This window comes from Daejeonella rubra, from assembly GCF_900103545.1.
GTDB classification, from domain to species: domain Bacteria; phylum Bacteroidota; class Bacteroidia; order Sphingobacteriales; family Sphingobacteriaceae; genus Daejeonella; species Daejeonella rubra.
In genome coordinates this window covers 1-13,738 of record NZ_FNHH01000026.1, presented here as the reverse complement: position 1 = coordinate 13,738, position 13,738 = coordinate 1, and the positions used below count along the sequence as shown (strand labels likewise).

Here is a 13,738-nt window from a genome sequence, read left to right as displayed (position 1 = left end):
AAATTTTAATTTACTGCAGGCATTTGCCTGCAGTAAATTAATTTCTAAAATATATTGATGATCCTTCTTGCCTTCTTTTGAATATTTCTTGACTTCTTCCTACTATCTGAATCAGTTTTAACTGACCTGTAGATCCTTGCGGTTTTTCGAACAATCTTTTTTAGTTTCTTTTTCTTTACCCGGCTATTGTTCGATTGACTTTTAGCCCCAAGCAGCTGCTGGACCAATTCCTTTACATTTCGATTCGAAAATGTCTCACTCTTTGCTGCAGGTATTAAAGCAGTAAATAAAAGGAGAAAAATAATGGAGAAAATACTCTTTTTCATAGCGTTTTATTTAGCAAGTTTCAAGGTTTTATCTGTAACCTTCTTACTATAGGACGCAAAGTCAGGTGATATAGTTGCATCATGCAATTTTATATCATTATTGCCTGATAATAAGCAGATTAATAGGATTCCTGTGATTTAACATACACAAGATGATTAAGTACTGCTCTTAATTCACCATACGAAACATCATCACCCAAAGCATTTTTTGTTTCGGCGGTGCCCATGCCGGGATGTTGAATGATATATGCCATGATCTTTGCCACTTTCAGTTTGGAGACGATTTCGAAAACAGATATTTCTCCTGAATTGATAAAGGAGGCTAGATGGCCTTCTATTGTAGTTGGGGTAAAACCACGCTCGATGGCTATTTCAGAAATCATTTTTCCTGATTTAAACAGATCCAGAGATACTTTTTTTGTGTCAGTTTTTAATTTCTTCTCCGTAAAAGGAATTACAATAGCCTGCCTTTCGACATCATTATTCTCGCAATAATTATTAATGATCTCTATAATTTGCTGTCCGTATTGCTTTATTCTGGTTTTCCCCAAACCTTTAATGCTTTCAAGTTCAAGCAGGTTTGAAGGAAGAGTTTGAATTAATTCAAGGATCGACTTTTGAGCCAGAACAAGATACACCGGAACTCCCCACTCTTCAGCAAGGGAATCTCTCCAGTCTCTTAATGATTTGTATAATTCAGGATGCGGTATATTGGCTGCCACTTTACCAGATTCTTTTGCTGCTGCTTTTGCTGGCACATGGTCAATTTCAGCATTTGATTTAGTTTGCAGGTATTGGGAAGTAGAAAAACCATTCAGGCAAATTTTCATTAATGCCAATTTAATGGTGATCTCCTTTTGCAAATTATCTAATGTCTCTGTCAGACTGGTTCTCACTGCTTTATTATCACAATCTGTATTTAGTTTTTTTAGCGGTTCATCAAATACCGATTTAATTTTATCAATGAAATAGATTGAAGCTTTTTTAACCCGTTCCTGCAATTCCTGGTTATCCTCGGGCAATGAGAGATGGATAAGATAGCTGTTCAGTTGTTTTTTAAAATTTTCTGAAACTTCATAAATGTCTTTTTCAGAATTTGTCCGTATCAGTTTAAGATCTTCAATAATTCCAGGGTCAAGAATGCTATGGTGATCTTCAGCAATTTTTCTGACCTGGAAAAAGTAGCCTTTAATAGGGTTGAAGTCAAATAATTCGAACAATAAAGTTTGCTGAAAGGATTTTCTTGATTCAGTTAATTGTTGTTCACCTGGTTCATTGTTTTTGGCATTCCTTGTATATTCAGAAACAGTTCCATCCGTTTTGACGCTGTTAAAGGAGATCGGACTTCGCAGTACCATGCCTTCAAAGCTTTTACAGCGGCTAAGTGCAACATAAACCTGGCCATGTGCAAATGCAAGATTAGCATCGATCACGGCTTTCTCAAAGGTCAATCCCTGGCTTTTATGTATGGTTATTGCCCAAGCTAGTTTCAGTGGAAATTGAGTAAATGTTCCAATGATTTTTTCTTTGACTTCTTTGGTATCAGTATCCAGCTCGTACTTAATGTTTGTCCATTCCAGCGGGCTCACAATGATCTCTGCATGATCACCCGGGCATTTGACAATGATCTGATCAGCTGATATTCGGGTGATTATGCCGATCTTTCCATTGAAAAATAGACGGTCTCTGGACAGGTCGTTTTTCACAAACATAACCTGTGCTCCCTTTTTTAGTTCAAGGTCGGCAACAGTAGGATAGGAGTATTCCGGAAAATCTCCTTGTATTTCTGCTTTATAGTTGAAAGCAGGATTGATCAATTCTTTTAGTTTGACTTCATTGATATCCTGAGCAGACTTATTGTGAGTGGTAAGGGTTATATACCCTTCCTCATCAGCAGGTTTGAAATCTGGTATATATCGTGAATTTAGCCTTCTGAGAACATCCTCATCGATCTGGTTTTTTCTAACGCTGTTCAGAAGGTCAATAAACATAGAGTCAACCTGCCTGTAAATATGTTTAAGTTCAATACTCACCGGACTGGTTTGTTCGAGGGCTTTACTGCTGAAGAAAAAGAGGTTTGGGTAATAATCTTTAAGTATCAGCCAATCCTCATCTTTAACTACCGGCGACAGCTGGTGCAGGTCGCCGATCATGAGTAGTTGAACACCTCCGAAAGGTTTTGTATGGTTCTTAAAGCGACGTAATACTTCATCTATATGATCAAGTGTATCTGCACGAACCATACTGATCTCATCAATGACCAGAAGGTCGAGACTTTTGATCAGATTAATTTTGTCTTTATTAAAGCGTTTATGCTGAACGTTGCCGGGATTTCCAGGAATATAGGGGCCGAAAGGAAGCTGGAAAAATGAATTAATGGTTACACCCCCGGCATTGATAGCAGCTACTCCGGTGGGAGCCACCACAGCCATACGTTTAGGTGTTTCTTTTTTTAACTGGTGCAGAAAGGTTGTTTTGCCGGTTCCTGCCTTTCCTGTCAGAAAGATATTTTTGTCTGTGTATTGAACAAAATTAAAAGCGAGCTCCAGTTGTGAATTCTGCTCCATGGATATTATTTAGACATATTTTGGTGTGCTGGCAAGATAAAGATTAAAATCCTATATACTAAATAGAATGCCGTTTACCAGACTGAATATACCGTTTATTCAAGAATGATCTTTGATAAGTTCGAATTCTGGCAGGCAGTGTTTTGGATAAATGGAATGCCTTGGAATAATAGTAAATCGAGTTTAATAGCCAAATGCAATGATTCGGGGGAACAATTTCATATACCCTGCCATTTACTCCTCAAATTGTAATTCAAAACCAGGAAATATGAAGTAATAGATAGACCAGCAATTGAATTCCATTGTGAAATAGAATTTAAATGGACCTTCAACCGCTATTCGTTCATGATTTCTTGATATAGCATTATATTTTACTATCCCTTCGGCAAATCCCATACCTGTATCATTTTGGAATTCAAAGTCGACCTTGTCGATCTTGTACCGGCAATCTTTAAATTCAGGAAAGCTCCTGCACATGTTTTTTATTTTGGTTGCTATTTCATCTTTGCGCAAAATATGGCCATTAGGCATGATAAAGGTATCTGCCAGATCCAGGTAATCTTTAGTTATTTTTTGATTGATCCATGCTGACATAAAGGATATGGTTTTACTTTCTATATCCAATTGATGGTTTGGATGATATTCTTCATAAGTAAAATGCCAGATCATCCCAGGTATCATGTTATCGGATACTTCTTCATTGAAAAACTCTTCAGTGATAAATTTATATTTTGTGCGGCTGTTATATGGCCCTGAAAAGTCAAGGGCGATTTGTTTCTTTTTCATTAGAGCAAACAGTTCATCGAGTGCTAATTCTATCGCATGGTCATCTAATTCGGCAGTCGGCAAATACTCAGGTTTGTCCAGCAGCTCAAAAATATTTTTCATTTTGGCTGTTGAAAAGCTTTTTTCAAATGCAAGCACATTTTTCAGGAATTCATTTTCAACTTCGGGAGGGAAGTGGCCTGAAATATAGGTTTCTGCGCCTAGTTCTGCCTTAAGCTTTAATTGCAGAAGTTCATTTTCAATGCGCATATTTTCCTCGGGATCGTCGTTAAAGTGCAAATTGTTATTGCTTAAGTTTTTCATACTCATGGTGTTTTTGAAATTTATTAGTATGATGAAATTGTGAAAAAGCAACAGAATTCAACAATTAGGTATGCAAACGGTAGTGCTTTTTTATTTAATGGTAAATTGGGCAGTCTGCCGCAACCGATTTGCACCGACCATAACTAATAAAAATGTTGGCTTTTTAATGAGGTACCTCTTCTTTCGGCCTGTCAGTAGTTATGGATGATGGTATGTGCCATACTGATGATTGATACTGGTCGATGTTATATTCAATAAGCGACTAAAACAGAGACCGTCTAATTTAAATCCATCAATCTTCAATTTTTTCTCTCGCAACCCCTTGAAAATCAAAATAAACTTCCTACTTTTGCAGTCCCTAAATGAAAGCTGTAAAAAGCAATGCTTCAGGGATTATAAATATTTAAACACTAAAAGGAAAAAATGCCTACTATCCAACAATTAGTTAGAAAAGGTAGAGTAGCTCTGGTTGACAAGAGTAAGTCACCAGCGTTGGACAGCTGTCCACAGCGAAGAGGAGTGTGCACACGTGTGTATACCACTACCCCTAAAAAACCAAACTCAGCAATGCGTAAAGTTGCACGTGTGCGCTTAACAAACGGAAAAGAAGTGAATGCTTATATTCCGGGTGAAGGTCACAACCTGCAGGAACACTCCATCGTGTTAATACGTGGTGGTCGTGTTAAAGATTTACCTGGTGTACGTTATCACATCATTCGTGGAGCTTTAGATACTTCTGGTGTAGCCGGTCGTAACCAACGTCGTTCTAAATACGGAACAAAGAAACCTAAACCAGGTCAGGTAGCAGCTGCTCCGACAAAAGGTAAAAAGAAATAATTAAACGGAGGAAAGCAACATGAGAAAGTCAAAACCAAAAAAGAGAATCTTACTGCCTGATCCAAAGTTTAACGACGTAATGGTTACCAGGTTTGTAAATAATATGATGTATGACGGTAAAAAATCTATCGCATATTCTATTTTCTACGATGCAGTTGAATTAGTAGAGAAAAAAACAAGTGAAAACGGATTAGAGTCATGGAAAAAAGCCCTGAACAATGTAATGCCTGCTGTTGAGGTTAAATCTCGACGTGTAGGTGGTGCAAACTTCCAGGTTCCTACTGAAGTTCGTCCTGAGCGTAAAATTGCTTTAGGAATGAAGTGGTTGATCAATTATTCCCGCAAGCGTGGTGAAAAAACTATGACTGAGAAATTGGCTGGTGAAATCATTTCAGCTTCAAAGGGAGAGGGTGCAGCAGTAAAGAAGAAAGAGGATACCCACAAAATGGCAGAGGCCAACAAAGCATTCTCTCATTTTAGATTCTAATCAGGAAACAATACAATGTCAAGAGACTTAAAATACACAAGAAATATCGGTATCGCTGCCCATATTGATGCGGGTAAAACCACAACTACGGAGCGTATCCTTTATTATTCAGGAGTAAGCCATAAAATTGGTGAGGTGCACGATGGTGCTGCTACCATGGACTGGATGGCACAAGAGCAGGAGCGTGGTATTACCATTACTTCTGCTGCAACAACTGTTAACTGGAAATACAGAGGTGATACTTATCATATCAACGTTATTGATACTCCGGGACACGTAGATTTTACTGTAGAAGTAAATCGTTCATTACGTGTATTGGACGGATTGGTATTCCTTTTCTCAGCAGTTGATGGTGTTGAGCCACAATCAGAGACTAACTGGCGTTTAGCAAACAATTATAGCGTTCCCCGTATCGGATTCGTTAATAAGATGGACCGTTCAGGTGCTGATTTCTTAAAGGTTGTTAAGCAGGTTAAGGATATGCTTGGAAGCAATGCTGTTCCTTTGCAAATACCAATTGGCTCTGAAGATTCATTTAAAGGGGTAGTTGATCTGATCAACTTCCGTGGTATCGTATGGAATGAGCATGATAAAGGGATGACCTTTACTGAAGTGCCAATTCCTGATGATTTGGTGGAAGAAGCAACTGAATGGAGAGAGAAATTACTTGAATCTGTTGCAGAGTATGATGAAAGTCTGATGGAGAAATTCTTCGAGGCTCCTGAAACTATTACTGAGCGTGAAGTACTTGATGCCTTGCGTAAAGCTGTTCTTGATGCGAAGATCGTACCAATGGTATGTGGTTCATCATTTAAGAATAAAGGTGTTCAAACCATGCTTGATTATGTGATGGAATTATTGCCATCTCCAATGGATGTTGAAGGTATTGTAGGAACTAACCCTGATACCGGAGAAGAAGTTGTTCGTAAGCCTAGTGAAAAAGAGCCTTTTGCAGCATTAGCATTTAAGATTGCAACGGATCCTTTCGTTGGTCGTCTATGTTTTATCCGTGTTTATTCAGGTAATCTGGAAGCAGGTTCCTATGTACATAATATGCGTTCTGACAATAAGGAGCGTATCTCTCGTATTTTCCAGATGCATGCTAACAAGCAAAACCCTATTCCGAATGTTGGAGCAGGTGATATTGCGGCAGTAGTTGGATTTAAGGATATCAAAACAGGAGATACCCTTTGCGATGAGAAACATCCTATCGTATTGGAATCAATGAACTTCCCTGAGCCAGTTATCGGTTTGGCAATTGAGCCTAAAACACAGGCAGACGTTGATAAATTGGGTATTGGTTTAGGTAAATTAGCTGAAGAAGATCCTACATTCCGTGTACAAACTGATGAAGAGACTGGTCAGACCGTTATTTCCGGAATGGGTGAGCTTCACCTGGATATCCTGATCGACCGTCTTAGACGTGAGTTTAAGGTTGAGGTGAATCAGGGTGCGCCGCAGGTTTCTTATAAGGAAGCTATAACTGGTACTGCCCAACATCGTGAAACATACAAGAAACAAACTGGTGGTCGTGGTAAATTTGCCGATATTCAGGTTATTATTTCACCGAATGATGAAGGTAAAACCGGATTACAATTTGTGAATGAGATTTCAGGTGGTTCAATTCCGCGTGAATTTATTCCTTCTGTAGAGAAAGGTTTTGCTGCTGCGATGGTTAATGGAGTACTTGCTGGTTATCCTTTACAGGATATGAAAGTTCGTCTGATTGATGGATCATTCCACGCAGTCGATTCAGATGCATTGTCTTTCGAGATATGTGCAAAATCTGCTTTCCGTGAAGCATTACCTAAATGTAAGCCTGTATTGATGGAGCCAATCATGAAGATCGAAATCCTAACTCCTGAAGAGAATATGGGTGATGTGATCGGTGATATGAACCGTCGTCGTGGTCAACTTTTAGGAATGGATACACGTGCCGGTGCTCAGGTTATCAAAGCGACTGTGCCACTTTCAGAAATGTTTGGTTATGTAACTCAGTTACGTACAATTACTTCAGGTCGTGCAACTTCTACAATGGAGTTTGATCACTATGCTGAAGCGCCAAGAAACGTTCAGGAAGAGGTTGTAGCTAAGGTAAAGGGGAAAAAAGCGAACGGATAATAATTAGAACCAAGAACGTAGAATCAAGAGCCAAGATGCATGACGGAAAGTCTTGACTCTTGGTTCTTGACTCTTGAATCAAAAATAAACCGGTTACCGTTACTAATAGCTCTAACGTTAACCATAAACAAACAATAATGAGCCAAAGAATCAGAATCAAATTAAAATCTTACGATTATAATCTGGTAGACAAGTCTGCTGAGAAGATCGTAAAAACTGTTAAACCTACGGGTGCAGTAGTAAGTGGGCCAATTCCATTGCCAACTGAAAAGAGAATTTTTACAGTGTTACGTTCACCACACGTAAACAAGAAGGGCAGAGAGCAATTTCAGTTATGTGCTTACAAGCGTTTACTTGATATTTACAGCTCTAACTCTAAGACTGTAGATGCCTTAATGAAGCTTGAATTGCCAAGTGGTGTTGAAGTTGAAATTAAAGTTTAAGTATATCTTTAGATGATAAAAAAAGCTATCCGAAAGGGTAGCTTTTTTTGTTTCCAATAGTTTTTATTTTTGTGTTTTAGTAATTCTTGTCAGGGGAAAATAGACTTAATTATCATAAAAATTTTGCTAAAATTTCCTGAATTCCTGATTTTTTTGAGTGCTTCCTGGTACATATTCAGACATTTTTGTGCCCCTGCTTTCGAAATATTCTTTCTATTCCGGCCATTTTTTTTCTTTAGCCGTGCCATGATTTCATCTCTTTTTTCATAGAGTATTTAACTATTAGTTTAGAAATGGTTTATTTACTTTCTATAAATATTTAAGTAAATGTTCATTAAATGGGTAAAATATTCCCCGTATTGTGCAATTTATGTCTCGTTCATTTAAATTTAAATGCCCCATTTATGCCAATTTTTATCGCTAAAATTAAATAAATATCGTATATTGTGTTATTTTGACGTATATTGACGCAAAATGATCTCTAATGGAGATGGAAAGGCCGAAATAATACCGATGGTATGATTATCGCTTTATTACGCGCGAGCCTGGGGTAGATTAATGCCAGAGTAATTTTTTAAGGAATTTTGCATTTACATAGAACGTTAAAATATTTCATATCGTTTGTCATTTGTATCGCATCTCCCTTTTTGATAAAGGGGCAGGAGCTGATCCAGATGACCGTGCAAACAGGCGAATCATTTTACGTACATCCTGAAGCTAATGTGTCAATTTTTTCTGATGTGAATAATTCGGGCTCTATTGGTTCTCTTAAAAGTTCAACGATCAATTTCCTTGGTCAGCGATGGAATAGCCGAATTGGTAGCCGGATTGCTGACGAGGGTTCAACAGGAGTAAATGGTGTTGGAGGAATTATTAAATTTTCAGGAACTGATGCAGCTCAATACATCAATACTCAGAACAATACTCAAGGCAATACTGGTTTTTCTAATTTGCAAATAGCAAATTCAAGGAATGTTATTTTGGAGGGACAGGATCTTTTCGTTAGAAATAATGTGAGTTTCACTAATGGCCGGATCATATTGAATAGCAGAAATGCTGTTATGGAGCTTAATAGCTCAATTACCGGGTATAATGAGAATCGATATTTTGTTACCGGAACTGGAACAAATGGGGGGGCATTGGTCAGGAAAACAACTGGTTTACAGCAAGCTCAGATTATTTTCCCTGTGGGATCTTCTGTGAGTAGCTATACTCCAGCTTCTGTAAATTACATCGGTGTTGCCCAGGATTTTAAGGTTAGGGTGTTTGATAATGTGTATGATAAAGCAACTTATGGCACACCAGACAATATTAATTTCGTAACTAAAACATGGAATATATCATCTTCTAAATTAGATCCTAAGGCTAGTTTAATATTCAACATGCAGCATAACTCGAACGAAGAGGGTATGCAATTCAGCACAGTCAGAAATCAAAGTTTCGTTAGCAGGTTTGTATCGCTTAATGAAAAATGGGATGTTATTGCTGCTAGCGGCCTGACTCCAGGTATTATATCTTCAGGTAATGCAATTCCAAATTCATATATCAGCAGTCGTATTGTCACGTCTGGTCTAACTCAAAACGAATATTTTTCTAAATCTGTTTTAAGAGATAATTCGATTTCAAATTATAGAATTCCAGCAGGTATATCTCCCAATAACGATGGCTTAAATGACAAATTCGTTATCGAAAACCTTAGATCAACAGACAAGGTAAGGATTGAGGTATATAACAGATGGCAAAGTTTGGTTTTCAAGGACACGAACTACAAAAACAGTTTTGATGGAATTGGAAACCAGGGTGGCTTAGTAAATAATATTTTGCCTGATGGGACATATTATTACATTCTAAATTTTAATGATTCAAAGCCTATTACGGGATATATAATTATAAACAGGTAAAAATGGTTAAAGCTAAATTTAAAGGATTTTTTATTATCTGGATCGCATTTTTGCTATCAGGTACTCAAAACCTTTATGGCCAGCAATTGCCACTTTTTTCTGAATATATGTTCAATACTCTGGAAATTAATCCTGCTTATGCCGGATTCAGGGATGCATTAAACGTAACGACCATGTTTAGGAAGCAATGGACCGGATTTAAAACTGCGCCTCAAAGTACATTTTTATCAGCGGACCTGCCAATCTCCAATAAGCGGGTTGGTGTCGGAATAAAATTGATTGACGACAGAGATGAAATAACCAAAACAATGGGAGCACAGGGTGTTTATTCATTTAAAATTCCGACAGGTGACTACTCGACTCTCGCACTCGGGCTTCAGGGTGGTGTTTATAATTTTAAAACTGATTATACAAAAGTTGATGTGATCGATCCAAATGATCCTTCATTCAGCCAGAATCTCAATAACACGAAGATCAATTTCGGAACAGGAATATTTTTCAATACAGAGAAATTTTATGTCGGTCTTTCATCACCTAATTTGATCAGGAACAATTTTAATAAAGCCAATAATACGGGTGCATTTAGCGAATTGAGGCAGGATATGCATATTTATTTCAATGCAGGATATGTGTTTGCGATTAGTGAAGACCTGTTGATTAAACCTTCATTTCTTGTTCGTGGTGTGGTTGGTAGTCCGGTTTCCTATGATATCAATACTAATTTTTGGATAGCAGACATGTTATCACTCGGTCTTTCTTATCGTAACCAAACGGCGATCGTAGGATTAATTGATCTAAAATTGACTCCCCAATTGAGATTGGGTTATGCATACGATCATGTTACTTCAAAATATAATATTATCTCTAAAGGTTCGCATGAAGTTGTTTTGAGATATGAGTTCTCCTTTGACAGAACCTCTCTTTCACCAAGATATTTTTAACATATGGAAAATAGAATTTACTTAACCCAGATTCAAAAAAGATTTACTAAAGTTTTAATACTTGGATTAGTGAGTATTTTTTCTGTTAGTACACTTCAGGCACAGGTTAAAATTGGTACCAATCCCGATCAGATCCAAAGGGCATCTATACTTGAATTGGAGAGTGATACAAAGGGACTATTATTGCCACGTTTATCCGATACACTTGCAATAAATGCGCTAAATCCTCTTGACGGGATGCTGATTTATCTTGAAAAAGAGCCACTCAAGGGCCTTTATGTTCGTAAGGGAGGTGTTTGGAGTTTTCTTAGCGGTGTTTCAAGTACCAATATCAATAACAATACAAACGTAGATGAGTCGAAGCTTAACCTTCAAAATATTGGTGGTAAAATAGACCCCCTGACTCAAATTACCGCAGGTGCAGGCACAACTACAGGTCAGGTTTTAACCTGGAACGGAACAGCCTGGGAGCCAAGGTCCATACTGTCTGTGTCAACTACAGTTTTAGAAAAACCGAAGGAATTTAATACCACATCCGGCGGAAACTTAATCATTGAACCTAATAGTACAAACGTGATTAAAGTAAATGTTGATGGTGCAGTTGCCGGTGATATTGTTTTTGTTGCCCTTGTTGGTGATACTCCTGATTTTTCAGTTTATAATGCATGGGTAAGTGCTGCTAATGAAGTAAGTATTCGTTTTGCTAATTATCAGGCAGATCCGGTAACAATTATTGGAACTCAATACAAAATTTTATTAATGAAATAATTTATTGTGAGGCAGTTAGATCTGCTGATCATTGTTAATAACATATTCTATCTCGATTACATGAAATATTCAATTAAACGATTTATCAGATTTGTATTCCTTCCAGGAATCCTGGTTCTTGCTCTAAATTCGGTTCAGGGACAAACCAGGCAAATCAGACTTGGAGATAATATGGGCGATCATACAGCATCTCAGGATCTGGATATGAACAGCAAGAAATTGCTGAATGCAGAAGGTATTGCAATTGGTACTGCTACCATTGGTAACCAGAGCATTGCTTTGCAGGTTGATGGTGCTAATAAAGCTATATTGATACCTCGTATCACCTCACTTGCCGCAATTGTTACTCCTGAAAATGGTATGCTTGTGTACAATGCCGGCGACAATAAATTCTATGTCAGGCAAAACGGAGCATGGGTTACTTTCGCAAGTTCAAGCGGATCAGTAATTTCAGTTAATGATAAATTTGGGTCAATAATCATTTCAGGAGACGGTACAACGGTCAGCGTTAATAATTCAGGGACAAACATTGTTTTATCTGCAAATAATAATTCAGCAATATGGAATGCAGATAGATTACAGGGTAATGTAATCTCTGCGACTAGTCCGGTTGCTGGTCAGGTTCTAAGTTGGAATGGAACCAGTTGGGTACCTGCAAATGTAACGGCCACAACAGCAGGAACAGTCACGACAGCTGCTCAACCGGCGATCACTTCAGTTGGTACCTTATCGGGATTAACTGTTACAGCGCCAATTGCCGGAGCTATCACAGGCAATGCAGCCACAGCGACCAAGCTTGCTGCCCCAAAAAATATAAACGGAGTAGCTTTTGATGGATCATCAGACATCACGATCAGTGCAGCCGCCGATGCAGCAACCTTAACAGGAACAACACTGAATCCGGCGATTGTTAATTCATCATTGACTTCTGTTGGAACATTAGGCAACCTGACAGTTACCAACCCGATTGCGGGTAGTATCACCGGAAATGCAGCTACTGCGACTACAGCCGCGAGTGCCACTACAGCAGGAACCGTCACGACCGCTGCTCAACCGGCGATCACCTCCGTTGGAACCTTATCGGGATTAACTGTTACAGCCCCAATTGCCGGAGCAATCACCGGCAATGCAGCCACAGCGACCAAGCTTGCTGCCCCCAAAAATATAAACGGAGTGGCATTTGATGGATCATCAGATATCACGATCAGTGCAGCAGCGGATGCGGCAACTTTAACGGGAACAACACTGAATCCGGCGATTGTTAATTCATCATTGACTTCTGTTGGAACATTAGGCAATCTGACAGTTACCAACCCGATTGCGGGTAGCATCACCGGCAATGCAGGAACAGCTACTACTGCCGCAACGGTCACCACCGCAGCTCAACCGGCGATCACTTCCGTGGGCACTTTAACCGGCTTAACGGTTACGGCTCCAATTGCAGGAGATATCACCGGATCAGCAGCAAAGCTGACTACCGCTCGTACGATCAACGGCGTATCCTTTGATGGTACTTCCAATATTAACGTAACTGCTACAGCAGATGCAGGCTCCCTGACCGGAGCAACGCTTGCTGCCAATGTTCTTTCTTCCTCCTTAACCTCAGTAGGAACCCTGGCCAACCTGACGGTTACTAACCCAATTGCAGGCAGCATCACCGGCAATGCAGCGACTGCTACAACAGCTACTACTGCTACTACAGCAGGAACAGTTACTACTGCTGCACAACCAGCGATCACTTCGGTGGGCACTTTAACGGGCTTAACAGTTTCAGCCCCAATTACAGGTTCGGTTAGCGGCAATGCCGGCACCGCAACAGCCCTTGCTACCGCTCGTACGATCAACGGTGTATCCTTTGATGGTACTTCCAATATTAACGTAACTGCTACAGCAGATGCAGGCTCCCTGACCGGAGCAACGCTTGCTGCCAATGTTCTTTCTTCCTCCTTAACCTCAGTTGGAACCCTGGGCAACCTGACGGTTACTAACCCAATTGCAGGTTCTGTAACGGGATCAGCTGCAACGGTTACTACTGCTGCACAACCGGCAATTACTTCGGTAGGCACCTTGACCGGTTTAACAGTTTCAGCTCCAATTACAGGTTCGGTTACCGGCAATGCCGGCACCGCAACCGCCCTTGCTACCGCTCGTACGATCAACGGTGTATCCTTTGATGGTACTTCCAATATTAACGTAACTGCTACAGCCGATGCAGGATCTTTGACCGGAGCCACTTTAAATGCTTCCGTTGTCAATTC

At 39.3% G+C, this 13,738-nt stretch carries 11 protein-coding genes; 8 read left to right on the top strand and 3 right to left on the bottom strand.

The window, feature by feature from the left end:
- Positions 1-44 precede the first annotated feature (44 nt).
- From BLR27_RS14765 to BLR27_RS14755, 3 genes are all read right to left on the bottom strand, one after another.
- Positions 45-326, bottom strand: coding sequence for a hypothetical protein (locus tag BLR27_RS14765; RefSeq protein ID WP_090706159.1), 282 nt, complete (start codon positions 324-326; stop codon positions 45-47).
- Positions 327-445: 119 nt separating this feature from the next.
- Entirely contained in the window at positions 446-2,893 is a 2,448-nt protein-coding gene (locus BLR27_RS14760) for a helix-turn-helix domain-containing protein (RefSeq protein ID WP_090706158.1), read from the bottom strand.
- A 234-nt stretch (positions 2,894-3,127) separates the two neighbouring features.
- Positions 3,128-3,982 (bottom strand): hypothetical protein, encoded by an 855-nt coding sequence (locus tag BLR27_RS14755; protein WP_143007754.1) that lies wholly within the window; start codon positions 3,980-3,982, stop codon positions 3,128-3,130.
- Between the two features lie 423 nt (positions 3,983-4,405).
- Here BLR27_RS14755 and rpsL point away from each other — a divergent pair, with 423 nt between their 5' ends.
- The 8 genes from rpsL to BLR27_RS14715 all read left to right on the top strand — a co-directional run.
- A complete protein-coding gene (gene rpsL / locus BLR27_RS14750) occupies positions 4,406-4,819 on the top strand; it encodes a 30S ribosomal protein S12 (RefSeq protein ID WP_026897873.1) in 414 nt (137 codons plus the stop codon).
- Between the two features lie 19 nt (positions 4,820-4,838).
- Positions 4,839-5,306, top strand: coding sequence for a 30S ribosomal protein S7 (rpsG, locus tag BLR27_RS14745; protein ID WP_079703558.1), 468 nt, complete (start codon positions 4,839-4,841; stop codon positions 5,304-5,306).
- Between the two features lie 15 nt (positions 5,307-5,321).
- A complete protein-coding gene (gene fusA / locus BLR27_RS14740) occupies positions 5,322-7,427 on the top strand; it encodes an elongation factor G (RefSeq protein WP_090706154.1) in 2,106 nt (701 codons plus the stop codon).
- A 137-nt stretch (positions 7,428-7,564) separates the two neighbouring features.
- Positions 7,565-7,870, top strand: a complete 306-nt coding sequence (gene rpsJ / locus BLR27_RS14735; protein WP_090706153.1) for a 30S ribosomal protein S10 — start codon at positions 7,565-7,567, stop codon at positions 7,868-7,870.
- A 647-nt stretch (positions 7,871-8,517) separates the two neighbouring features.
- Entirely contained in the window at positions 8,518-9,771 is a 1,254-nt protein-coding gene (locus tag BLR27_RS14730; protein WP_090706151.1) for a gliding motility-associated C-terminal domain-containing protein, read from the top strand.
- A gap of 2 nt (positions 9,772-9,773) precedes the next feature.
- Entirely contained in the window at positions 9,774-10,712 is a 939-nt protein-coding gene (locus BLR27_RS14725; RefSeq protein WP_090706150.1) for a PorP/SprF family type IX secretion system membrane protein, read from the top strand.
- 3 nt (positions 10,713-10,715) lie between these two features.
- Entirely contained in the window at positions 10,716-11,480 is a 765-nt protein-coding gene (locus BLR27_RS14720) for a hypothetical protein (RefSeq protein WP_090706148.1), read from the top strand.
- A gap of 60 nt (positions 11,481-11,540) precedes the next feature.
- On the top strand, positions 11,541-13,738 hold a 2,198-nt coding region (locus tag BLR27_RS14715; RefSeq protein WP_221406354.1), incomplete at its 3' end, for a beta strand repeat-containing protein.

Coding starts and splice junctions, on each gene's coding strand:
- BLR27_RS14760 (WP_090706158.1), bottom strand. CDS start 2,893: ATGGAGCAGAATTCACAACTGGAGCTCGCTTTTAATTTTGTTCAATAC.
- rpsJ (WP_090706153.1), top strand. CDS start 7,565: ATGAGCCAAAGAATCAGAATCAAATTAAAATCTTACGATTATAATCTG.
- BLR27_RS14765 (WP_090706159.1), bottom strand. CDS start 326: ATGAAAAAGAGTATTTTCTCCATTATTTTTCTCCTTTTATTTACTGCT.
- rpsL (WP_026897873.1), top strand. CDS start 4,406: ATGCCTACTATCCAACAATTAGTTAGAAAAGGTAGAGTAGCTCTGGTT.
- rpsG (WP_079703558.1), top strand. CDS start 4,839: ATGAGAAAGTCAAAACCAAAAAAGAGAATCTTACTGCCTGATCCAAAG.
- BLR27_RS14720 (WP_090706148.1), top strand. CDS start 10,716: ATGGAAAATAGAATTTACTTAACCCAGATTCAAAAAAGATTTACTAAA.
- BLR27_RS14725 (WP_090706150.1), top strand. CDS start 9,774: ATGGTTAAAGCTAAATTTAAAGGATTTTTTATTATCTGGATCGCATTT.
- fusA (WP_090706154.1), top strand. CDS start 5,322: ATGTCAAGAGACTTAAAATACACAAGAAATATCGGTATCGCTGCCCAT.
- BLR27_RS14755 (WP_143007754.1), bottom strand. CDS start 3,982: ATGAAAAACTTAAGCAATAACAATTTGCACTTTAACGACGATCCCGAG.